Below are 21,509 nucleotides of genomic sequence, written 5' to 3' on the forward strand. Positions count from 1 at the left end.
TCAGCCCGTGGGGCGGGAGGGCCCGCCGCCGGGGCGGTGCTGGAGGTCGACCGGGTTCTCCCCGTCGTTCGGAGGCAGGGCCGGAGGGGGAGCGGGGTTCGGCGCCGTTGTGGCGGACGCGTGGCTGCCTGCGGGCGCGGGCTCTTGCGAGGCCGTCCGGGTCGGGGCTGCGGTGCTGCCCTTGGGGGGTGGTGGGGAGGTCGTTGCCGCACCCGTCGAGGGCGACGCTGGTGTCGGCGTCGGTTCGGCGGGGGCGAGGTTGGGCGGAGGGCTGGTGCTTCCCGTTGCCGGGACCGGGTTCTGAGTGGCCGGGGCCGCGCTTCGGGCGGGTGAGGCGGCGCCACTGGATCCGCAGGCGGTCGCGGTGAGGGCGAGGAGCAGGGCGGCTGCCGGGACGGCGGCGGTTCTCTTCACGGGCGGTGGTCTCCGGTCTCGTACTGGCCGCGGTCGGACGTACGCGCGGGTCGGGGGGTTCCGACTATGCCGGTGCCCGGCGCGCTCGGGAGAGCGGCCGGGCACCGGTGGTTGCGCGTGTCGTGGTCAGTTCTGGTTGTCGTCGCCCTGGCTGTTGTCGTCCTCGTACAGCGCGGTCGGGTTGATCGACCAGATGCCGCGGCCGAAGGTGGCGGCGTAGAGGCGGCCGTCCGGGCCGGTCTTGAGCTGCTGGACCGAGGTGGTGGGCAGGTTCTTGCCGAGCACCGAGAAGTTGGTCTCGCCCGGTGCGCGGTAGAAAGCGGCGAGGTCAGTGCCAAGCGCCAGCCCGCCGTTCGGCAGGAGCTTGACCGAGGTGGCCGGGACGTCGGGCAGGTTGGCCGAGACGTCGGTCCAGGTGGCGCCGCCGTCGTGGGTCTCGAAGAGGTGGCCGTTGCCGGCGCCGGGGCCCTCGGTCCAGGTCCGCGAGAAGCCGTTCATGGCGACGAAGACGTGCTGGGCGTCCTTCTCGTCCACGGCGAAGGAGGAGATGTACCGGTTGGGCAGGGTGCCGTCGATCGGCAGGTTGAGCTGGTGCCAGCCGGTGCCGTCGGTCTTGCCGACCGCGATGCCGCGGCTGAAGCCCTGGTTGTTGCAGGGCCCGCACCACCCCGCGTACACGGTGCCGTTGACGGTCGAGACGGCGGTGGCGAAGTGCCCGGCGCCCAGGTCGTAGGCACTGGTCCACTCGCTGCCGCTGCGGATCGCGTAGCCCTTGTGCTGCACCCAGATGTGCCGGCCGCCGGCGATCCAGGTGTTGACGTCCTTGGGGTCGGCCGCGAGCGGGGCGATGAAGCGGGCGGAGCTGGTGGCCTTGTCGGGCGGGGCGACCTCGTAGGACGTGGCCTTGCTGGGGTCGGAGTTGCCGGAGCCGTCGTTGACGGCGCAGTTCTGGGTGACCCACATGTCGAGGTACACGTATTCCTGGGCGATGTTGCAGCCGTTGGCCGGGTCGACCAGGGTGTCGGCGCCGTCGCCGCCGAAGTTGGAGCCCATCACCTTGTCGTGGGCGCGCAGGATCGATTCGCCGTTGTCCTGGAGGCCGCCGCTGACGATGACGCCCTTGCCGGTGCGGTCCGCCGGGTCCTTGCCGACGCCGACCGAGTAGTACTGCAGGGTGTCGATGGTGCCGTCGGCCAGGGACTTCCAGTCCGTGGCGTGGCCGGAGGCGTCGGCCGCGCCGTTGACCGGGCGGGTGTAGATGCCGCCGTCGTTGCCGACGTACACGCTCGCCTTGCCGTGGTAGGTGCCGATGGCGACGGCGTGCTGGTCGGAGTGGGTGGTCGGCGAGCAGTCGCCGGTCACCTTGGTGGGGTCGATGCTCCAGCACGGGAAGGTGAAGTTCCAGTACGGGCCGGGAACGGACCAACTGGTGCCGCCGTCCTTCGTCTCCAGCACCTCCTCCAGACCCGCGTAGACGTGGTCCGGGTTGGCCGGGTCGACCTGGAGGAACTGGTTGTACCAGGACTGGATGCCCGGCTGGTAGCCGGCGCCCTGGAGGGCGGAGCCCGAGTTCTTGATCTTGTCCTTGTCCGCGATCAGCGTCCACGGGCCGGATGGGGAGCCGGACTTGGAGACGTAGATGCCCTTGAGACCGGTGTCGGGGTTGTGCGCCATGACGTCCGGGGACTGGTCGATGGCGTAGTAGCGCGAGCCGTCCGCGGAACGGGCGAACGTGACGTTGCCGACGTTCGCCGCGTCCGTCGGCAGGTCGCCCAGCGAGGCGACCCGCTGCCAACTGCCGTCCGCCGCCTTGCTGTAGAAGCCGTTGTAGGTGTCGCCGCCGCGCCAGCCGACGGCCAGGATCACCTTGGACGGGTCCTTGGGGTCGATCGCGATGTCGTTGGCGATGTTCTTGTACGGCGCGCTCGGGTCGGCCGCCTTCGAACCACCCGGCAGGTAGTCCGGGTTGGGCGCGAACTCCTGCGTCCACGGGCCGGAGAGGTCGGTGGCGGAGTGGCTCCACACACCCCGGCTGGTCGCCGCCCACACCTTGCCGCCGCCGAAGCGCAGCGCGTGGATGATGGTGGACTCCAGCTCGGCGCCGCCGACCCGGTTGCCGGGCTGGAACTTGCCGTGCTTGGGGTCGGACAGCACGTACACACCGGTGCCGACGTAGGAGGTGGCGCCGGTGTTGGACTCGCCGGTGGCGTACCAGAGCCGGCCGCCCTCGTCGAGGTTCAGCGTGCCCGTCGACAGCGACGGCAGCTTGTCCGCGATCGGCTCCCACTGTCCGCCACCCGTCCGGGAGCGGAACACCCCGCCGTCGGCACCGCCCGCGTAGACGTAGCCGTCGTCGTCGGCCGCGATGCCGGTGATCCGGCCGGTGGTGTACCCGGCGCCGCCGCTGGAGTTGGAGTTGGCGTCCCGGTAGCGCGGGTCGTCCTCGTTGTACGGCTTGTCAGTGACGTGCTTCCACGAGCCGTCGGTGTGCGGCATCGACTTCAGCTGCGCCCAGGCCGCGCCGTACGCGCCCGGTGCGACGACGCCGGGGGCGGTGCGGGCCTCGGTGTACTGCGCGGTGCCCTCGGCCGCGTTCTCGGCCTCGTCCGCGCCGCCGTCGCCCCCGCCCGGGGTGTCGGCCTTGGCGGAGAAGGTGTGCTTGGCGGTGCTGGTGCTGGGGCCGGTGCCCTTGACCTTCGCGGCGTGCTTCTGGCCGACCTCGTCGAGGTGCTGCGCCTGGTGCGGGCGGGGGTCGGACGTGCCGGGCGCGGCGAGGGCCTGGGTGGTGGTCAGTCCGAGCGCGGTGAGCGTGACGGCGGGCAGCAGCAGCCGTCGGCGTTGCCTGTTGGGCACGATGGTGGGTCCTCCCCATGCGGCCGGGTCGCGCGGTTGCGCTGCCCGGCGGAATCAGACCGAAGCTTCGCGTCTCACGGGGCCAGAGTGAAGGGAGTGGGCATAACGAATGCTTAAAACCAAATCAGTTAAGAAAGTTGAAGGACAACAGAAAAGCCCGCCGTCCGCGCCCGGGCGGGAAGCCGAGGTGGGAAGACGGGGCTGGAGCGGTCAGCGGCGGCTCTGCAGTGCGCTCAACGGAGCGTCAGCGGTTGTTGGCGGGACGACCCGTCGGCGGCCGGAGCGGTCGTCGTCGGTCGTGTGGTGCGACGGGACCGCGGCCTCGATGAGTGAGGGCCGCGGTCCCGTTCGTTCAAGGGGTGGTGGGGAACGGAAGCGTCCGGCCCGGGACCGGGGTCGGCTGGCCGGCACCCGTGGGGCCGGGCTGGTTCGTCGGCCCGGGGCCGGGGGCGAAGCGGTCGGGTTCGGCGTCGACCGGGTTGTCGGAGTCGTGGCTCGGGGTGGCGGCGGGTGCCGGAGAGGACTTGGCCGGGTTGCGGGTGGCGCCCCGGGCGAAGGTCGGGGTTGCGATGGGGTGGGACGGGCCCGGTGTTCCGACAGGGGCACCGTTGGGTGCTGCGGGCGTCTCGGTGGGGCCGGCCGACGGCGCTGCGGCCAGTGTGCCGGTGCTTGTGCCGCTACCGGGTGCCGGAGCGGTGGCCGGCCGGTTGGCGGCTGCAGGTGTGGTCCAGGCGGGGCCGTGTGCGGCGGGGCGGTCGTCGTCGGAGAGCAGCGCGAATGTGGTGGCACCGGCGGCGAGGGCGAGGAGGCCGGCCGCGGTTCCCAGGATCAGGCGCTTGCGCATGCCGGGATCCTCCTTACTGGCGTACTGACGGGTGTGGAGCGGTGGGCGGGCGCCCGGTGCCGCGTGGCACCGGGCGCCTGGGGAGCGGGGTGGGTCACGTCGTGGGCTGCGGGGGCAGGGTCCAGGTCCACGCGCCGCGTCCGTGGGTGGAGACCAGCAGGTACGAGCTGTCCGGAGCGACGGCGAGGTCGCCGACCGGGGTGTTGGGCAGTCCGGTGCCTAGCCGGTACCAGGTGGAGGGGGCGGTCGGCGAGGCCGCGAGGACGCCGTTGTCGGTGCCGACGATCAGCGAGCCGAGGGCGATCTTGACGGCGTTGACCGGTGCGTCGGGCAGGTTGCCGCTGATGTCGGTCCAGGTGGCGCCGCCGTCGTGGGACTCGAAGACGTGGCCGGTGCCGGCGCCGTCGATCCAGTGCCGGCTGTAGGAGCCGTAGACGGCGACGACGTGCGCGGCGTCGGCCTGGTCGGCGGAGATCGCGGTGACCACGCGGTTGGGCAGGCTGGGCGCCTGGACCTGGTGCCAGGTGCCGCCGTAGTTGGTGGCGATGCCGGAGACGAACGGCGAGCCGCCGCCGGGGTTGCAGCCGTTGCCGGTGCCGCACCAGCCGGCGTACGTCACGGCGCCGTCGGCGGTCACGGCGGTGGCGGCGTTGCCGGCACCGAGGTCGAAGACCGGCTGCCAGTCGCAGGCCGCGCCGGTGCAGGCGGTGGACCAGCCCTTGCCCTGGTTGTCCCAGACGTAGCGGCCGCCGGCCACCCAGTGCTGGACGTTGGCGACATCCGCGCCGAACGGGGCGACGAAGCGGCCGTCCTTCTCGCACGGCGTGGTCGTCGACGTCGGCTTGAAGTTGGTGCAGTTGGGGCTGATGTTGTACCAGGTGTGGCCGCCGTCCAGCGTCTTGGCGAGGGCCAGGTTGGTGTACTCGGCGACGCTGTAGCGGCCGTCCTGCGGGGCGACGATCACGTTGAAGCCGTCGCCGCCCTTGGGCTCGTACATCGCCGGGTCGCCCGGGACGGAGACCGAGTAGCCGTTGTCCTGGAGGCCGCCCCAGAAGATGTCGCCGGTGCCGGCGGTGTTCTTCCCGGTCTGGCCGCCGTAGTACTGGAGGGTGCGCAGGCCCGTGTTGAGGTCGTTGAAGCCGCCGACCTGGGCGCGGGTGGCGGAGGGCCGGGACCAGACGCCGCCGTCGCTGCCGAAGTACGTGGTCCCGTCGGGGGCGACGACGGCGGCGTGGTGGTCGGGGTGGGTGGTGTTGGGGCAGCTGAACTGGCTCGGGTCGTAGCTGAAGCAGCTGTAGGTGTTGTTCCACCAGTACGGGCCGATGGCCGTCCAGGTGGAGCCGGAGTCGGAGGTCTCGTAGAGGTCCTCCAGGCCGACGTACAGGTGGGTGTCGTCCGCCGGGTCGACGACGAGGTACTGGTCGTACCACGCCTGGCCGCCGACGGTTCCGGCGGTGGCGCCCGCGTTCTTGAGCGCGGTGCCGTCCGCGAGCCTGGTCCACGGGCCGTTCGGGTCACCGGTGCCGGACACGTAGACACCCGCCAGCGCCACCGTGGTCGGGTCCTCGACGACGGCGAAGAGCTTGCCGCCGTCGGAGGTGAAGCCGAGGGTGGTGCGGCCGACCTGCGCCTGGGTCAGGTCGCCCGAGACGGTGGCCTTGTTCCAGGTGCCGGAGTCGCCGTTCGCGGTGGAGTAGTAGACGCCGTTGTAGCCGAGGTCGTCGGCCTTGGTACCGCCGCGCCAGCCGAGGACGGCGACCAGGCTCTGGCCGTTGCTGTTCGGCTGCACGCGGACGTCGGTGATCCAGGAGGTGCGGTAGGGCGAGTTGCCGGGGTTCGGGTCCGGCTTGAGGACCGTCTCCCAGGCGCCGTCCGTGGTGGCGGCGTCGTGGCGGATGAGGCCCTGGTTGGTGGCGGCGTAGACCTTGCTGCCGGCGAACTCGATGTGCGTCACGAGGCTGTTGGTCAGCCCGGTGCCGGCCTGGGTCCAGGTCTGTCCGCCGTCGGTGGAGCGGTACAGCCCGGTGCCGCCGACGCCGTCCGAGTTGGAGTTGCCCTCGCCGGTGCCGACCCACACCGAGTGGTCGGCCGGGTTGACGGCCACCGCGCCGATGGCGAGGCTCGGCTGGTCGTCGAACAGCGGGGTCCAGGTCTGGCCCTGGTCGGTGGTCTTCCAGACGCCGCCGCCGGCGGTGCCGAGGTAGACCGTGGCGCCGTCGGCGGCCAGCGCGGTCGCGCGCCCGGAGACCACGTCGTGACCGGCCCACCAAGGGCCCTGCGCATAGGCGGAGTTCTGCGACTGGTACGGCAGGTCGTTCTTCTGCTGCCAGGCCACGGCGGCACCGGTCACCGGCATGGCGGCGGCGTCCTTCGCGGCGGCGGTCACGGCCTCGGAGCTCACCGAGGTGCCGGGCGCGGTACGGGCGACGTTCGCCTGGGCGGAGGCGGCGAGGATGTCGGCACTCTCACCGGCCATGCCGCAGTGGCCGGGACGGGCGTCCGGATCGGCGTCGGCGTCCTTGCCGGTGTCCTTGTCCGCGTCGTGGTCGGCGTCCCGGTCGGCGTCCGGATCGTGCGCCGCGCCGCAGGCGGCGGCCCGGTCGTGGTCGAAGTCGAGGTAGCGGTCGAGGTCCAGGCCGCTCGCCGCGGTGGCGGCGATGAGCAGGACGGGCAGGGCAGTGGCGATGGCTATTCGCCGTCTGCTCCAGCGGGTACGCAATGAGGGCATGCGCGGCTCCCGGGGAAGAGGAGGTGCGTGGGGACGCGCCATTCTCAGCAACCGCTCAGGCTTTTCCCAGACTTGTTGCAGGAACCGTTATTCAGTGAATGAACCACCGTGGCCCGCGTGCGAAACCGCAGGTGGGCCGGCCTGCGGCATTCCGTGCACACAGGGAAATCGGACCGCGTGGGCGTGACGCGGATCACGGTTTGCCCGCCCTGTCCGCGCCCTTCCGGTCGCCACTGTGTTGCGCGGCCGATCGCGGCGCTGGTGAGGTGCGGGGTCGTCTCCCGGGTGACGGACGGACAGGTTGGCTCCCGTCTGCCCGCCTTCCCGCGTTCCCGCCAGGGCGGCAATCGAACGCCGATCCGGCGGCAATCCGGCTCGCCGACGCTGGGAGCGACCGGTCACGGGGCCGGTCCGGAGAGCGAGGAACGAGGAGCAGGAGGAACGATGAGGAAGGTTCTCACCACTGCGGTCGCCACCGCGGCGTTCGCCACGGCCACGCTCGTGGCTGCCGCGCCGTCCGCCCATGCCTTGTCGAGCGGCGTGCTGCTCAAGAACGTCTTCAATGGCCGCTGCCTGGACCCCAGCGGCACCGGGAACGGGATCGGCGTCTTCCTGGTGGACTGCGACCCCAACAGCGCCTACCAGCGCTGGACCATGGTCTGGATGGACAGTCCGCAGGGCGCCTACTACGAGCTGGTCAACGCGGAGAGCGGCCGGTGCCTCGACGCGGCCTGGCAGGACATCGGCGGCAACGGGACCAAGATGCAGCTCTGGGACTGCTACGGCGTGGGGCAGAGCAACCAGCTGTGGAAGTTCACCCGGGCGACCAACGACCCCCTCGTCTACAACCTGACCGTCCAGGCCAACGGCCGCTGTCTGGACGGCGCCTACGAGGAGATCTACTACAACCACGGCAAGACCCAGCTGTGGGACTGCTACGGCCCGGGCCAGGTGAACCAGCTCTGGCGGATCTCCTGACCCGCCCGATCCGGCACGTGTCGACGGCCCACCGGTCCGGTACCGGCGGGCCGTCGGCAGCCGCGGGTGATCTTCCAGGAGTTGTGCTGCAGGCTCGGTGCCGCGGAGTGGCGGCAGCCCACGTCGTGTGATCGGGGTCTCGGAGCCCGCGGCGAGGAAAGCGATTCGACCGCACACTCGATGTGCCGTACAGTCGAGTTCACCGACGCGGGGTGGAGCAGCTCGGTAGCTCGCTGGGCTCATAACCCAGAGGTCGCAGGTTCAAATCCTGTCCCCGCTACCACTCAAGGCCCAGGCCCGGTGCGCCACTGCGCACCGGGCCTGAGTCGATTTCACGGCCCCGCCGGGAGTTGTCCGAGCTTGCAGTGATCCTGCCCGTCGAGCGGTGCAGCGTTCCATCCTGGCGTCACCGACCAATCGTGTGCTGCCGACTCGTCGCGGCTGATCACTCGATTGCGCAAGATTATGAATTTCGAACGCCAACGGACAAGTTCTGACGGAGCGCCAAATCTGCTGCGCTGTGGTCCGGTTCGCGTGCTACGTTCCGTGCTCCAACCGAAAAATGTTGACCCCGGCGGTGCTGTAACACCCCGGGGCCAGGCAGCAGGAGTAGAGGCTCCCGATGCATGTACATCGTACCCAACACGTACGGCACTTCACCGTACTTCCCAACGCCGTCCTGCAGAATCGCCGGCTCAGCTACACTGCGCGCGGCCTGCTCGCCGACCTCCTGTCCCGCCCGGACGGCTGGCGCGAGGACGGGCGGCACATGGCCGACACCAGCACGCAGGGGCGCTGCGCCGTCAGCAAGGCGCTCAAGGAGCTGACCGAAGCCGGCTTCTACCGCGTCGAGTTGATCCGTCTGCCCGACGGCACGCTGCGCAGCGAGGCGCACGTCTACGACACGCCGCAACTCGGTGTGGCGCGGCTGCCGGGTGCGAACCGTCCGGTGCCCGGTCGGCCGGGCACCGGTCGTTGTGACGTCCCTGAAGTAAAGAAACCGGGACAAGAACCCACCCTCCCGGCTGACGTCCGGGCCGCGAGTCCGGCGGCCACGACGCTCCTTCAGGTGGTTCGGCCGGAGCCGCGGCTGTGGCTCGGCGAGAAGGAGGCGGCCGTGCTGGCGCCGTTGGTCGATGAGTGGCTGGAGCGCGGCAGCACGACGGCCGACCTGGCCCACGCTCTGCTGCCGGGGCTCCCCGCCGCCGTCCATTCCCCGGTCGGCATGCTGCGGGACCGCCTGGAACGGAAGATGCCGGCGGTCCGTCCCGCGCAGCCGACGGCGGTGTGCCGGTATGCCGAGTGCTCCGAGTGCCGCGACCCCGTGCCGGGGCCCGGTCGGTGCCGCAGATGTGCAGGGCACGAGCCGCGAGTCCCTGCGGCGAGTGCAGGGGCTGCCGTGACGGCACGCGGAGCCAACCGGGCCCGGGCCGCACTGCTCGGTGCCAGGACGCAGCATCCGGGAGGCCCGGCCGGGAGACGCAACTGAGGTCGGTCACGGGGGCGGGGAGCAGAGGTGGTGACTGCCTCCGCCGACGTCGGACTCTCCCCGCCTGGCAGGGCAGGCTGATGCTCGCCGTCGCGGCGTTCGAGGTCGGCAACGTCTCCGCGACCCTGCTGATCCTGCGCGATGGATGGTGCTGGCGCTCGGCGGCCTGCTGATCGCGGCCCACCGCTGACTTTCCGTCAGCCAAGGCAGGACCGAGCGGGCAGGTGACGATGGTCGTTACCGCGTGTTGGTATGGATCGCCGTGACGTACAGCGCATCGTTCGGGTTGAGTCGCGTTTGCCCTGCTGCCGCCGTCGCCTCGGACTCCTCGGGGGGCTCGTTTTCCTGTGGGCCTGCGGTGTAGCGGGCGACGGCGTTCCCCGACTGATCCAGCACGGTAATGCCCGTCGGAATGGCAATTCCGCCGCTGACCGTCAGGGTCGGCACGCCGTCGGCGTAGGTGAGCGTCAGTGTTCCGGGCTGTGCCTCCTCGGCATCGCTCACGGGGCCCAGCTTGACGCGGGTGCCCTGGGTGTCGCCCTGGGGTGTCTTGTCAGTCACGTGCCTCTGTCCCTTCGCTCGCGGAGAAATGCAGACAGGCGTTCATCGTGTCAGAGCAAGTTAGTGGGCACTGTGACAACGCGTTCGAGTGGCCGGGGCACAGTCACGTACGGCGACGCTTACGGCACCTGGACGGTCGCGCCGCACTCGGGGCAGCGGAACGGGTGGCGTTCGGCGAGGGTGCGGCGGATCCAGTTGACGACCCACGGGAAGGTGATCCTGGGTAGGTCCCTGGTGGCCTCGACCGTTCCGTGGGTGGGGCAACGGCCCCTCCGCGTCTGGGTTTCGGTCGGCATGGGCGGTACTCCTCACGTGCCGCGCGGCAGCCAGCTGAAGCGGCGCAGTGCCACCACGAGGCCGGCGGCTCCCCATGCGGCGACGATCAGCAGGTCGGTGCCGGCGAAGCCCGCGCCCGTGGTGTGCGGGTTGTAGGCGGTGAGCAGCGCCTCGACGAGGTGGTGGACGGGGAAGACGTCGCCGACGACGGTCAGCCAGTGGGGGAGGATCGAGGTCGCGATGAAGACGCCGGAGATGAAGTACAGCGGCAGCATGATGGCCTGGGTGATGGGCTGGGCGGCGTCCTCGTTGCGGATGACGGACGTCAGCGCGTAGCCGAGGCAGCAGAACGAGACGGTGCCGACGATGACGGCCACCGCGAGGGCGGGCGCGGTGCGGGCGGGCACGTGGGCGCCGTACGCCGCCCAGCCGATCACCAGCAGCAGGACGGTGATGCCGATCGACACGACGATGGCGGTGAGCGTCCGGCCGGCGATGACGGCGGCGGCCGGGACGGGGGTGGCGCGGCGGCGTTTGAGGACGCCGGACTCGCGCTGGGCGGTCACCGAGATGACCAGGTTGACGAAGGACGCGGCGATGATCCCGAGGGTGATGATGCCCGGGACGTAGTAGACCGAGGTGTCGATGGTGCCGCCGGAGACCTTGACGGTGTTGTTCTGGCGGCCGAACACCGAGGCGAAGATGATCAGGAAGAGCACCGGGAGCGCGAGCGTGAAGAACCGCGACTGCGGGTTGCGGAGGAACGCGCGCAGGTCGTACGGGAATTGGTGCAGGGCGAGGCGTAAGACGTCGCGCGCCGAGCTGTGGGCGTGGGCGGCGGTCATCATGCGGCCTCCGTATGCCGTGGCGCATCCGGGGTGTCCGGGGGTTCGACAGGCGGCGCGTCCGTCCCGGGTTCGGTGAGCGCCAGGTAGACGTCTTCGAGGCTCGGGCGGCGGACCTCCAGGTCGGGCAGGTCGTGGCCGTCGGCCTCGGCCCAGGCGATCAGCGGTCCGAGGACGGCGAGCGGACGGGTGGAGCGCAACACCATGTGGTCGGAGCCGCCGGTGCCGTCCGCGTGGGCGGTCACGACACCGTGCACGGCGCCGTGCACGACGGCGTCCCGTACGGAGCCCGGCAGTGCGGCCGCGGAGGCCCCCGGCGGCAGGGTGAAGGTGATCTCGGCGGCGGCCCGCTGGCGCCCGCCGAGGGTGCCGGGCGGGCCCGCGGCGACGATCCGGCCCTCGGAGATCACCATGACGTGGTCGGCGAGGTGCTCGGCCTCGTCCATGAAGTGGGTGGTGAGGAAGACCGTCACGCCCAGTGAGCGGAGGCCGGCGATCATGTCCCAGGCGGCGCGCCGGGCGGAGGGGTCGAAGCCGGTGGTGGGCTCGTCCAGGAAGAGGAGTTCGGGGTCGCCGATGAGCGAGAGTGCCACGTCCAGGCGGCGTCGCTGGCCGCCGGAGAGGCGGGTGGCGGTGGCCTCGGCCTGGCCGGCGAGGCCGACCAGCTCCATCGTCTCGTCGATCCCGCGCGGTGACGGGTAGTAGCCGGCGTAGAGCCGGAGGCACTCGGCGACGGTGAGGTCCCGCTCGGGGCGCGACTCCTGGAGGACGACGCCGATCCTGGCCCGCCACGGCGGCCCGGCGTGCGCCGGGTCCTCGCCGAGGACGGTCACGTCGCCGGCGGTGCGGCGGCGGTAGCCTTCGAGGATCTCGACGGTCGTGGTCTTCCCGGCGCCGTTCGGGCCGAGGAACGCGAACACCTCGCCGCGTCGGACCTCCAGATCGATGCCGCGCACGGCTTCGAAGGAGTCGTAGCGCATGCGGAGGCCGGAGACGGTGATGACGGGATCGCCGGTGCCGGTCGAAGTACCCATGCTCAACCAAAGCGGTTACGGGCAGGCGGGCACGAACACCCACCTCTTGCCACTCTCAACGTATAGCGCAAGGGGGGCCTTGCGGCAAGGCCCCCCTCCTCCCGCAGACTTACCGCCTCAACGCCGAGAACTGCGGAAACGGGAGATTCACGAAGTGCGTGCGCGTTTGTCCTCCACCGATGCCACCTACCCCCTGTCCAGCGGCGTTTTCGACCTTCCCGAGCGTCTCGCCGCCAAGGCCGACCCGGCCCTGATCGCCCGCGACGAGGCCCACTTCGCCGCCATCGCGGAGAGCCTGGAGCAGACGATCGCCGAACTCTCCGAGAGCCTCGAAGCGGTGCGCCGCGCGCCCGGCGGCCTCGGTCGGGGCGCACTGGACCGGGACACCGAGGTGCACCGGCTCACCGGCCGGCTCCGCGCCCTGCGCCGCTTCGGCGCGGACCTGTGCCTCGGGCACGTCGTCGGCGCCGACGACGGCGAGCCCGTGTACATCGGGCGCCTCGGCCTGACCGACAGCACCGGCCGCCGGCTGCTGCTCGACTGGCGCGCCCCGGCCGCCGAACCGTTCTTCGCCGCCACCCACGCCAACCCGATGGGCCTGGCCAGCCGCCGCCGCTACCGCTGGACGCGCGGGCGGATCGCCGACTACTGGGACGAGGTGTTCACCGCGGACGGCCTCGAAGGGCGCGCCGCGCTCGACGACCAGTCCGCGTTCATCGCGAGCCTCGGCAGCAACCGTTCGGAGCGCATGCGCGACGTGCTCGCCACCATCCAGGCCGACCAGGACGCCATCATCCGCGCCGGCTCGCGCGGTGCCCTCGTCGTCGACGGCGGCCCGGGCACCGGCAAGACCGTCGTCGCCCTGCACCGCTCCGCCTACCTGCTGTTCTCGGACCCGCGCCTCGGGCACCGGCGCGGCGGCGTGCTGTTCGTCGGCCCGCACCAGCCGTACCTGGCGTACGTCTCCGACGTGCTCCCCAGCCTCGGCGAGGAGGGCGTGCGGACGTGCACCCTGCGCGACCTCGTGCCCGAGGGCGCCGCGGCCGGGACCGAGCCGGACCCGGAGGTCGCCCGCCTCAAGTCCTCGGCGGACCTGGTCAAGGCCGTCGAGAAGGCCGTCGCCGTCTACGAGGAGCCGCCCGCCGAGGGCATGGCCGTCGAGACCTACTGGGACGACCTCTGGCTGAGCGCCGCGGACTGGGCCGAGGCCTTCGCGGCGCCCGAGCCCGGCACCCCGCACAACGAGGCGCGCGAGCAGATCTGGGAGGAGCTCGTCACGATCCTCCTCGACAAGATGGATGCCCCGGAGGACGACGACGAGGGCGACGGCGGCTTCTCCCCGGCGATGTTCCGCCGCTCGCTGCGCCAGAACAAGGACCTGGTCACCACCCTCAACCGGGCGTGGCCCATGCTCGACGCCACCGACCTCGTCGGCGACCTCTGGACGGTCCCCGCCTACCTGCGCCTCTGCGCGCCCTGGCTCGCCCCGGAGGACGTCAGGAAGCTCCAGCGCGCCGACGCCCAGGCCTGGACGGTCTCCGACCTCCCGCTCCTCGACGTCGCCCGCCGGCGCCTCGGCGACCGCGAGGCCGCCGGCCGCCGGCGCCGTCACGAGGCCGCGCTCGCCGCCGAACGCGCGCGCATGGCCGACGTCATCGACCACATCCTCGAAGCCGACGAGGACGGCGAGGGCGCCGTCACCATGCTGCGCGGGCAGGACTTGCGCGACAGCCTCGTCGACGTCGACGCCGCCGGGCCCGTCGCCGACCCGGAGCCCTACGCCGGCCCGTTCGCCCACATCGTCGTCGACGAGGCGCAGGAACTCACCGACGCCGAGTGGCAGATGCTGCTCCTGCGCTGCCCGTCCCGCAGCTTCACCATCGTCGGCGACCGCGCCCAGGCCCGGCACGGCTTCACCGAGCCGTGGCGCGAGCGGCTGGAGCGCGCCGGGCTCGACCGGATCGAGGTGGCCTCGCTCGGCGTCAACTACCGGACGCCGGAGGAGGTCATGGCCGAGGCCGAGCCGGTGATCCGGGCGGTGCTGCCGGACGCCAACGTGCCGACGTCCATCCGCAGCAGCGGGATCCCCGTCACGCACGGGGGAGTCGGGGAGCTGGAGTCCGTCCTGGACGGCTGGCTGGCCGAGCACGCCGAGGGCGTCGCATGCGTCATCGGGGATCCCTCGTTCGAGGAGCGGCCGCGGGTGCGGTCGTTGACGCCGGAGCTGTCGAAGGGGCTGGAGTTCGACCTGGTCGTCCTCGTCGACCCGGAGGCCTTCGGTGAGGGGATCGAGGGCGCCGTCGACCGCTACGTCGCGATGACGCGGGCCACGCAGCGGCTGGTCGTGCTCACGAGCCGCCCCTAACCGGCAGAAGCGGCTCCGGCCGCTCCTACTGGGCATCCGTCAAGTCACCTCTGTCTCTGACAGTCCTATCAACGACTGGACTGATCGTCGGGACGTCTCCCAACCCCCGGCGATGGTCGGTACCGACCGCTGAATACGGTGGAGGGGCTTGGTTGAACGAGAGGACGCGAAGACGTGGATGTGTATGAGGCCGTGGACAGTCGCCGGGCCGTGCGGGCGTTCAGCGATGAGCCCGTGCCCAAGGAGGTACTCGAACGAGTGCTGACCGCAGCGACGCGGGCTCCGTCCAGCGGGAACCTCCAACCGTGGCATCTGTACGTCGTGACCGGCGAACCCTTGGCGGAACTCAAGCGGACCGCGACAGCCAGGGCACTGGTGGGGCACCCCGGCGACGAGCGTGAGTACCCGATGTACCCGGAGGGGCTGGCCTCGCCGTATCTGGACCGCTTTGCTGCTGCCGCCGCCCAGCGGTACGAAGCGCTGGGGATCGAGCGCGACGACCCGGACCGGCCCAGGAAGATCGCCACCTTGAACTCGGAGGCGTTCGGGGCGCCGGCTGTCCTGTTCTGCTACCTCGACCGGACGATGGGGCCCGGACAGTGGGCTGACGCGGGGATGTACCTGCAGACGGTCATGCTGTTGTTGAGGGCCGAGGGGTTGCACAGCTGCCCCCAAGTGATGTGGACGGTGTACCGGGAGACTGTCGGCCAGGCAGTCGGAGCCGATGACGGGGTCGTGCTGTTCTGTGGCGTCTCAGTGGGGTTCGAGAAGGAGGGCGTGCCGCAACTGCGGACCGGGCGGGCGGACATGACGGAAACGGTGAGCTTCATCGGAGTGTGACCGCTGGACGGCCGAGATCGACAGGACAGGCCCTGAGGGTTTGCGGATGATTAACACGCGGGTCAAACCCTAGTGTTAATCATCCGCAAGCCCTCAGGCAGGTGGCCGGAGCGTCGCGAGGCTTACGGCAGCCGTGCTGCCGGAACCGCGACGGGGCTGGTCAGGCCACTGCGGATGCCGCGGGGGGAGGCGCCGAGGTCCCGGCGGCACGCCTTGTTGAAGGCCTGGAGGTCGGGTATTCCGACCGAGGACGCGATGGCGGGGATGGAGAGGGTGGTGGCCTGCAGGAAGTGCCGGGCCCGCTCCAGCCGTCGCGCGCGGAGGTGGCCGACGACGGTGTTCCCGGTGGCGGCGCGGAAGAGTCTGGTCAGGTGGTTGTGCGAGACGCCCGCGGCCTTCGCGATCTCCGCCACGCTCAGCGGCTCGGCCAGGCGCGCCTCGATCGTCGCCAGGGCGGTCGCGACCGCCGGATGGGTCGCGGGAACGCCGGTCGTGCGCGGCGGGGCCAGGTGGGCGACCCGCCACAGCGCGGCCCAGACCTCGGCCGTCGCCCGCGCCGGCGTGTGCGGCCAGGCCGTGAGCGCGCTGTTCAACTGCCCGGCGAGCGGCGCGAGTTCCTCCCCGGCGTCCTGGATCACCGGGACGCTGAGCGGCGCGCCGGCCGAGCCGAGGCGCAGGTGCACGTAGAGGTGCTCGGACCGGCCCCGGTAGCGGTAACGCACCGTGGTGCCGGGCGGCACGAGGCTGACCCGGCCCGGGCGGATGGCGTGCGCGGTGCCGTCCACCGTCAGGTCGGCCTCGTAGCGGTAGAAATGCAGCTGCCACAGGTTCGGCAGCGAGAACACGTCCGTACGACTGGCGCAGCCGTGCACGCCGATGCCGACGGCGGCCACGTTGGGGGGCTCGTCGAGATGGGCGAGTGCCGTGTCCATGCGCGAGTTCTATCACGCCCGCACGCGCCGCCTCTGGTGTATTGGCCCGTGGTGAAAACAGACCAGTAGAGGGGGAACCGAGCCAACTCGGAGTGCAGGCCCGCGGCTCTACCGTCTGTCGGCATGGACAACAAACGGTTCCTGCTCGATTCGGCCCGGATGGCGCGGTTCGTGGCCCACGGATTTCTTCGGCTGGACGCGGTCGTGCCTGCGGACATGAACGCCGAGGCGTTGGCGGTGCTGGCGCAGGGGGTGCCACCGGTCCCGTACGGGACGCCCCTGTCACAGGCGTACGCCCCGGACTCCTTCACCGCCAGGCTGCTGGACGTCCCGCAGGTCGACGGCGCGTTGCGCAGTCTGGTCGGCCCCGAGCCGCTCGTGGACCACCACGCCGTCCACGTGCGCGAACCACGCGGCGGGGAAGCTCAGGCGTTGCACGCGGATGCCATCATCGACGTCCGGCCGGACGCCTTCGACGTGCAACTGATGTACTACCCGCAGGAGGTGACGCTGGAGATGGGCGGCACGCTCACCGTCCCCGGCAGCCACCTGCGCCGGATCAACGAAACGGACACCGGGCGCTACCAGAACCTCCGCGGCCAGGACCGACTGGTCTGCCCCGCCGGAACCGTGGTGTTCGTGCACCACGGCCTCTGGCACGGCGGTCGCCGCAACGACAGCGACACGACCCGCTACATGTTCAAGATCCGCTTCAATCCGACGGTCCGCCAGCGCCTCCTGTGGGACACCTCGGACCTGCACGACCCGCGCGTGCGCTCCGAGCTCGACGTCGTGTTCCCCTGGTACGAGCACGCCGTCGGGCGCCTGGAGCGCTACAACCGCGTCCTGTTGTGGCGCGAACTGACCGGGGAACCCGACTTCGACCTGGACCACTGGGTGACCAGGGTCTCCAACCGGCCCGAGGAGGCGACGGCATGACGGTCGATCCGACCACGGCGGGCACGGTCCCCGCTCCCGTGCTCCGCCAGCAGGTGCTCGTGATGTACCTGCTCACCTCCGCCTTGGACTCGGAGGTGGTCGGCTGGTCGCGGTACGACGGCACCGGCCGCACCTCTCCGACCACGGGAGACGGTGCGGAGCCGCCCTACGGCACCGGACTCGATGCGCTCAAGGACGGCTGGCGGCTGATCCAGGCCACCCAACTCGTCCCGCCCTACCCGGGCCACGAGTACGACGTCTCCTTCCTCAAGCACGAGTTCTTCTTCGAGCGGATCGAGAAGCTCCAATGCGGCCTGTGAACCGCTCCGGGGCCGCTCCGTGGCGGCTCCGGGGAGTCGCGCCCGGCCGGGGTCCTAGCTGCTGAGGTCGGCCGGATCGACCGTGGACCGGGTGTCGTCGTGCGCCGCGACCTCGGTCGGCATCCGCAGCAGTGCGGAGGCCATCGAGGCCGCGGCGTCCGACGGGCTGTCGCCGACGCCGACCATCAGCGCCGTCAGCTGGGCGAGCAGACAGCTCTCGGCGTTCCACGGGGCGAGGAGGTAGCCGCCCAGTTCGAGGGTGACCAGGCCGTGCACGGCGGACCACATCTGGTGGGCGACGAGCCCGGGGTCCGTCGCCCGGAACCGGCCCGCCTCGATGCAGCGGGCGGCGCTCTCCACCACGCCCGTCAGGGTGTAGCGGCCGTGCCGGCGGTCCTCCTCGCCGACCGAGAACCCGCCCAGCAGCGCCCCGCCGAACATCACCCCGTACAGGTGCGGGTTGTCGAGCGCGTTGCAGCGGTAGGCGAAGCCGAGGACGGCGAGGTCGGCGACCGGGTCCGCCGTGCGGTGGACCCGGTCGAAGTGCCGCTGCAGCCGGGCGAACCCCTCGTGGACGGTCGCGCGCACCAGGCCGTTCATCCCGCCGAAGTGCGTGTAGAGGGCCATCGTCGAACTCCCCGCCTCGGCGGCGATCCGCCGGGCCGACAGCGCCTTCGGACCCTCCTCGGTGAGGAGCCGGGCGGCGATGTCGAGCAGGGCCGGACGGGCGGCGGGATCGCGGCGGCGGGGGCTCATCGGTGTGTGGTCTCCAGGGGTTGTGAACTACTGGGGATCGAGGTCGTTTTAGTGCGCATGGGTGTCCATGGGTTTGTTTTCGATCATGGCTTGTTGGGCGGATGAGGCGACTGTCGGTGGCGTGTGCCAGGGTGGTGGTACTGACGGAGAGGGGGTTGGCGTGACTGGGCCGGGGAAGCCGCTGCGGCGGATCGACGCGCCGTTCGTTTCCCTTGGCCCGTCGGGTGTGACGGTCCGTGACCGTCTCAAGGGCCTCACGCCCGAGGACGAGAAGGTGCTGCGGCTGGTCGGCGAGCACCTCGGTTCGCTGGCGTCGCGTGACCTCAAGGCCCGGTGCGCCGACGGCCTGGACCACTCGGCGACCACGTGGGCGGCCCGTAAGCGGGATCTGACCGGTGTGTCGTCGTCGCGCTGGGCCGGGAGCGTCACCAAGGCCACGCACGACCAGTGGGCGTTGTCGCGTCGCGGGCAGGCCGCGCACGTGGACTCCCTGGACGCCGGGATCAGGACGATCTCCCACCGGCTGTCCCTGCCGATCGGGGAGAAGGGCACCGGGCGTGCGCCGGGCGGATACCGTTCCCGGCACGAGTGGTTCGTCAAGGCCCGGCGTCTGCACGTCCTTGAGGAGCGACGCGCGGCTGTCGCCGCCGACCGCGACAACGGCATCGTGCACGTGGTGCGCGGCGGCCGGAAGCTGCTCAACACCCGGCACAACCTCGCTGCCGCGAATCTGACCGAGGCCCGGTGGCGGGAGAAGTGGGAAGCGGCCCGCTGGTTCCTCGCCGCCGATGGCGAGTCCGGCAAGCGGTTCGGCAACGAGACGATCCGCGTCACCCCGGACGGCGAGGTGTCGATCAGGCTGCCCGCCCCGCTCGCCGGCCTGGCGAACGCCAGGAGCGGCCGGTACGTCCTCGCCGCGAAGGTGTCCTTCCCGCACCGGGGCACCGAGTGGGCCGACCGTGTTGAGGCCAACCGGGCGGTGGCGTACCGCATCCACCTGGACGTGGACCGGGGGCGCTGGTACCTGGACGCCTCCTGGACCCGGCCCGTTGTGCGGACCATGCCGCTGTCCGCGGCCCGTGCGGCCGGGATGGCCGGGGTGGACACCAACGCCGACCACTTCGCGTGCTGGCACCTCGATACGCACGGCAACCCGGTCGGCGAACCCCAACGGTTCCCCTACGACCTGACCGGCACCGCCACCCACCGCGACGCCCAGATCCGCCACGCCATCACCCGACTCCTCCACTGGGCCAAGCGCTGCGGCGTGAGAGCGATTGGCCTGGAGAACCTGGACTTCACCGCCGAGACCACCCGCGAGAAGCACGGCCGCCGCAAGCGCTTCCGCCAGCTCGTCTCCGGCATCCCCACCGGCAGACTCCGTGCCCGGCTCGTCTCCATGGCCGCAGCGCTGGACCTGGTCATCATCGCCGTGGACCCCGCCTACACCTCCCAGTGGGGCGCCCAGCACTGGCAGAAGCCGCTCGCGACGCCCACCCGTAAGACGACCCGACACGACAGCGCCGCTGTCGCGATCGGGCGACGCGCCCTCGGACACCCGATCCGGCGACGGACGGCACCGCCCCACGACGACCGGAGTGATCGTCGCGGGCATCGGACCGCCCAGGCCGGACCAGGCGTTTGGGGGCGCGAGGAAACCCGCCACCCCGCCACGGACCGTGTACACGATGCGCGCAGCCGGGCGGGGACAACGAGAACGCGGGCGACCAGCGCACCCAAAACCGTTCGGGATGCACGCAGTGACCAGACTTGGGTCCAAGACTCACTCCTGCTCACTGAATAGGAACGGTCGTCCTCAGGGGCCTGAGGTGGGGTCCGGGCGGGCGCGGCGGCGCACCCGGGGCCGGCGGATCATCAGCAGGACGGCGGCCGGCAGCAGGACGGCGTCGACGACGAGCAGCGCGGCGTTCCAGACGCCGTCGATGTCGTGCGAGTGGCCGGACGCGGCCCCGGTGTCGCCCTGCGGCCCGGCGGCGGGGGCGCCGACGGAGAAGCCGGTGACGCCCGAGGTCTCCTTGCCCGTGGTGAGGGCGAGCCGGTAGGTGACGACGTAGGCGCCCGGCCGGGAGACCGTGACGGGCGTGACCACGCGCTGCCCGTCCGGCCTCGGCGTGCCGCTGTCGACGGCGGTGCCGTCGGCGGCGGTCACCCGGACGAAGACGGACTTCGTGCGGAGCTCGTCGCTGAACGCCAGCACCACCTCGGCGGGCGGGGCGTCCACGGTGGCGCCGTCGGCGGGCGTCGCCGCGGTGAGCCGGAACGGCTTCGAGGAGCTCAGCCAGGCGACGGCCAGGAGCAGCACCACCAGGACGGCGAGGCCCGCCGCCATCCGCCGCTGGAACGCACGGGTGGCGGGCGGCTTGCGGGGCTTGGCCGTCTTCCGCAGGGGCTGCGCGAGCGTCATGCGCCCGTCGGGGCCAGCGGCCGGTGCTCGACGGCGTGGCAGCTGCACGTCATCTCGTGCGCCTCCTCCGGGCTGGGCCGCAGGTGGAGGTACATCGCCACGACCATCGGGATGAACACGATCGTGTTGTAGAAGAGGTGCAACTCGACGCGGGGGAATACGAGTTGGAGGATGCTCGTCGGTGCGGCGCGGCCGAAGAGGAAGTGGCCGGTCTGGGCCTGGAGGAGCAGCAGCAGGTGCTCGATGTGGTGCCAGAACTGGATGCCCAGGGAGATGTTCCACCACGTGCGCGCCCGTCCGACGAAACCGGGACGCAGGACGAACAGTCCGATCAGCATGACGATCGCGTAGCCGTAGTGCAGCCACTCCGAGGTGATCAGCCACGGGTAGAACTCCCCGAGCACCCCCCGGGCCTTGGGAACGGGCCGGCCGAGGCCCCAGATCTGGTAGGCCTGGACGAGGTGTTCCATCCAGTGGCCGATGACGACGATCAGGAACAGGTTGAGCAGGGCCCGGTGGTGCTGGACCACTTTCGTCCTCATGGGTCCTCCCGGTGGGGCGGATGCGTAGGGGCGGGGTTTCCGTCGTGCGGCGGGGCCTGCGCCACGCCGGTAGACCACCTTGCCAAATGCCTGGATTCGCACCCGTCTTCGAGCTTGCGCACTTGGCGCGCGGGGGCTCCCCGGGGGCGTCCGGCGCACCGCCACCGCTCCGGGGGATTGCGGTACCCGAACCCGGGCGGACAGCATTCCGTACAGCGGGCGCCGCTGCCGGATGCGGGCCCGGAGAAGGGAGAACCGCTATGCGTCGTCGTTTAGTACTCCAGCAGGACTTCGACGTTTTGCCTGTTCAGAGGGCTGCGCGGTGGAGTGTAGCGGGCTGCTGCTCGATCAGGGGCGATCTTCATTGG

At 71.3% G+C, this 21,509-nt stretch carries 18 protein-coding genes and 1 tRNA gene; 8 read left to right on the forward strand and 11 right to left on the reverse strand.

Annotated features, from left to right (window positions below; translation table 11 throughout):
• Positions 1–540 precede the first annotated feature (540 nt).
• The 3 genes from ACFVSN_RS40650 to ACFVSN_RS40660 form a co-directional block, all read right to left on the reverse strand.
• Positions 541–3,267, reverse strand: a complete 2,727-nt coding sequence (locus tag ACFVSN_RS40650; protein WP_387958447.1) for a glycosyl hydrolase — start codon at positions 3,265–3,267, stop codon at positions 541–543.
• Positions 3,268–3,619: 352 nt separating this feature from the next.
• Positions 3,620–4,111, reverse strand: a complete 492-nt coding sequence (locus ACFVSN_RS40655) for a hypothetical protein (protein ID WP_387958449.1) — start codon at positions 4,109–4,111, stop codon at positions 3,620–3,622.
• 94 nt (positions 4,112–4,205) lie between these two features.
• Positions 4,206–6,839 carry a hypothetical protein gene (locus ACFVSN_RS40660; RefSeq protein WP_387958451.1) on the reverse strand — a complete coding sequence of 878 codons (2,634 nt, stop codon included), beginning with the start codon at positions 6,837–6,839 and terminating at the stop codon, positions 4,206–4,208.
• Positions 6,840–7,283: 444 nt separating this feature from the next.
• On the opposite strand from ACFVSN_RS40660, the gene ACFVSN_RS40665 reads away from it, so the two are divergent.
• The 3 genes from ACFVSN_RS40665 (at position 7,284) to ACFVSN_RS40675 (ending at position 9,306) form a co-directional block, all read left to right on the forward strand.
• Entirely contained in the window at positions 7,284–7,817 is a 534-nt protein-coding gene (locus tag ACFVSN_RS40665) for an RICIN domain-containing protein (RefSeq protein WP_387958453.1), read from the forward strand.
• 206 nt (positions 7,818–8,023) lie between these two features.
• Positions 8,024–8,100 (forward strand) — tRNA-Met (locus tag ACFVSN_RS40670).
• 486 nt (positions 8,101–8,586) lie between these two features.
• Positions 8,587–9,306: a hypothetical protein gene (locus ACFVSN_RS40675; protein WP_387958455.1), complete on the forward strand. Its 720-nt coding sequence runs from the start codon at positions 8,587–8,589 to the stop codon at positions 9,304–9,306.
• Between the two features lie 237 nt (positions 9,307–9,543).
• Here ACFVSN_RS40675 and ACFVSN_RS40680 read toward each other — a convergent pair whose 3' ends face one another.
• The 4 genes from ACFVSN_RS40680 to ACFVSN_RS40695 all read right to left on the reverse strand — a co-directional run bounded on the left by ACFVSN_RS40680 (position 9,544) and on the right by ACFVSN_RS40695 (position 12,022).
• The gene (locus ACFVSN_RS40680) at positions 9,544–9,867 is read right to left on the reverse strand and encodes a hypothetical protein (protein ID WP_387958457.1); all 324 of its coding nucleotides are present in this window, start codon (positions 9,865–9,867) and stop codon (positions 9,544–9,546) included.
• A gap of 119 nt (positions 9,868–9,986) precedes the next feature.
• A complete protein-coding gene (locus ACFVSN_RS40685; protein WP_380445419.1) occupies positions 9,987–10,163 on the reverse strand; it encodes a hypothetical protein in 177 nt (58 codons plus the stop codon).
• Between the two features lie 12 nt (positions 10,164–10,175).
• Positions 10,176–10,991 carry an ABC transporter permease gene (locus ACFVSN_RS40690; RefSeq protein WP_387958458.1) on the reverse strand — a complete coding sequence of 272 codons (816 nt, stop codon included), beginning with the start codon at positions 10,989–10,991 and terminating at the stop codon, positions 10,176–10,178.
• On the reverse strand, positions 10,988–12,022 hold the full coding sequence (locus ACFVSN_RS40695) for an ABC transporter ATP-binding protein (protein ID WP_387958459.1): 1,035 nt from the start codon (positions 12,020–12,022) through the stop codon (positions 10,988–10,990). The genes ACFVSN_RS40690 and ACFVSN_RS40695 overlap by 4 nt, the downstream gene beginning before the upstream one ends.
• Before the next feature lie 154 nt (positions 12,023–12,176).
• Between ACFVSN_RS40695 and helR the strand changes: the two genes are divergently transcribed.
• Positions 12,177–14,387: an RNA polymerase recycling motor ATPase HelR gene (helR, locus tag ACFVSN_RS40700; RefSeq protein WP_387958461.1), complete on the forward strand. Its 2,211-nt coding sequence runs from the start codon at positions 12,177–12,179 to the stop codon at positions 14,385–14,387.
• Between the two features lie 174 nt (positions 14,388–14,561).
• Positions 14,562–15,227 (forward strand): nitroreductase, encoded by a 666-nt coding sequence (locus tag ACFVSN_RS40705; protein ID WP_387958463.1) that lies wholly within the window; start codon positions 14,562–14,564, stop codon positions 15,225–15,227.
• A 122-nt stretch (positions 15,228–15,349) separates the two neighbouring features.
• On the opposite strand, the gene ACFVSN_RS40710 is transcribed toward ACFVSN_RS40705, so the two are convergent.
• Positions 15,350–16,159 (reverse strand): helix-turn-helix domain-containing protein, encoded by an 810-nt coding sequence (locus ACFVSN_RS40710; RefSeq protein WP_387958465.1) that lies wholly within the window; start codon positions 16,157–16,159, stop codon positions 15,350–15,352.
• A gap of 123 nt (positions 16,160–16,282) precedes the next feature.
• Here ACFVSN_RS40710 and ACFVSN_RS40715 point away from each other — a divergent pair, with 123 nt between their 5' ends.
• A complete protein-coding gene (locus ACFVSN_RS40715) occupies positions 16,283–17,098 on the forward strand; it encodes a phytanoyl-CoA dioxygenase family protein (protein WP_387958467.1) in 816 nt (271 codons plus the stop codon).
• Complete coding sequence (locus tag ACFVSN_RS40720; protein WP_387958469.1) at positions 17,095–17,418, forward strand: hypothetical protein; 324 nt, start codon at positions 17,095–17,097, stop codon at positions 17,416–17,418. Before ACFVSN_RS40715 ends, ACFVSN_RS40720 begins: the two co-directional genes overlap by 4 nt.
• 54 nt (positions 17,419–17,472) lie before the next feature.
• Here the strand turns inward: ACFVSN_RS40720 and ACFVSN_RS40725 are convergent, their stop codons facing one another.
• Entirely contained in the window at positions 17,473–18,174 is a 702-nt protein-coding gene (locus tag ACFVSN_RS40725; RefSeq protein ID WP_380445424.1) for a TetR/AcrR family transcriptional regulator, read from the reverse strand.
• Positions 18,175–18,334: 160 nt separating this feature from the next.
• On the opposite strand from ACFVSN_RS40725, the gene ACFVSN_RS40730 reads away from it, so the two are divergent.
• Entirely contained in the window at positions 18,335–19,978 is a 1,644-nt protein-coding gene (locus ACFVSN_RS40730; RefSeq protein WP_387958471.1) for an IS200/IS605 family accessory protein TnpB-related protein, read from the forward strand.
• Between the two features lie 12 nt (positions 19,979–19,990).
• Here ACFVSN_RS40730 and ACFVSN_RS40735 read toward each other — a convergent pair whose 3' ends face one another.
• Together ACFVSN_RS40735 and ACFVSN_RS40740 are read right to left on the reverse strand one after the other, a co-directional pair.
• A complete protein-coding gene (locus tag ACFVSN_RS40735; RefSeq protein WP_387958473.1) occupies positions 19,991–20,599 on the reverse strand; it encodes a copper resistance protein CopC in 609 nt (202 codons plus the stop codon).
• Positions 20,596–21,141 (reverse strand): hypothetical protein, encoded by a 546-nt coding sequence (locus ACFVSN_RS40740; RefSeq protein ID WP_380445426.1) that lies wholly within the window; start codon positions 21,139–21,141, stop codon positions 20,596–20,598. Before ACFVSN_RS40740 ends, ACFVSN_RS40735 begins: the two co-directional genes overlap by 4 nt.
• Positions 21,142–21,509: the final 368 nt, after the last annotated feature.

Source organism: Kitasatospora sp. NPDC057904, from assembly GCF_042887925.1.
Taxonomy (GTDB): domain Bacteria; phylum Actinomycetota; class Actinomycetes; order Streptomycetales; family Streptomycetaceae; genus Kitasatospora.

Excerpts from the sequence above, each read along its gene's own strand:
- ACFVSN_RS40690 (WP_387958458.1), bottom strand. The coding sequence starts at position 10,991 with ATGATGACCGCCGCCCACGCCCACAGCTCGGCGCGCGACGTCTTACGC.
- ACFVSN_RS40665 (WP_387958453.1), top strand. The coding sequence starts at position 7,284 with ATGAGGAAGGTTCTCACCACTGCGGTCGCCACCGCGGCGTTCGCCACG.
- ACFVSN_RS40715 (WP_387958467.1), top strand. The coding sequence starts at position 16,283 with ATGGACAACAAACGGTTCCTGCTCGATTCGGCCCGGATGGCGCGGTTC.
- ACFVSN_RS40735 (WP_387958473.1), bottom strand. The coding sequence starts at position 20,599 with ATGACGCTCGCGCAGCCCCTGCGGAAGACGGCCAAGCCCCGCAAGCCG.
- ACFVSN_RS40695 (WP_387958459.1), bottom strand. The coding sequence starts at position 12,022 with ATGGGTACTTCGACCGGCACCGGCGATCCCGTCATCACCGTCTCCGGC.
- ACFVSN_RS40655 (WP_387958449.1), bottom strand. The coding sequence starts at position 4,111 with ATGCGCAAGCGCCTGATCCTGGGAACCGCGGCCGGCCTCCTCGCCCTC.
- ACFVSN_RS40740 (WP_380445426.1), bottom strand. The coding sequence starts at position 21,141 with ATGAGGACGAAAGTGGTCCAGCACCACCGGGCCCTGCTCAACCTGTTC.
- ACFVSN_RS40675 (WP_387958455.1), top strand. The coding sequence starts at position 8,587 with ATGGCCGACACCAGCACGCAGGGGCGCTGCGCCGTCAGCAAGGCGCTC.
- ACFVSN_RS40685 (WP_380445419.1), bottom strand. The coding sequence starts at position 10,163 with ATGCCGACCGAAACCCAGACGCGGAGGGGCCGTTGCCCCACCCACGGA.
- ACFVSN_RS40725 (WP_380445424.1), bottom strand. The coding sequence starts at position 18,174 with ATGAGCCCCCGCCGCCGCGATCCCGCCGCCCGTCCGGCCCTGCTCGAC.
- ACFVSN_RS40720 (WP_387958469.1), top strand. The coding sequence starts at position 17,095 with ATGACGGTCGATCCGACCACGGCGGGCACGGTCCCCGCTCCCGTGCTC.
- ACFVSN_RS40710 (WP_387958465.1), bottom strand. The coding sequence starts at position 16,159 with ATGGACACGGCACTCGCCCATCTCGACGAGCCCCCCAACGTGGCCGCC.
- ACFVSN_RS40660 (WP_387958451.1), bottom strand. The coding sequence starts at position 6,839 with ATGCCCTCATTGCGTACCCGCTGGAGCAGACGGCGAATAGCCATCGCC.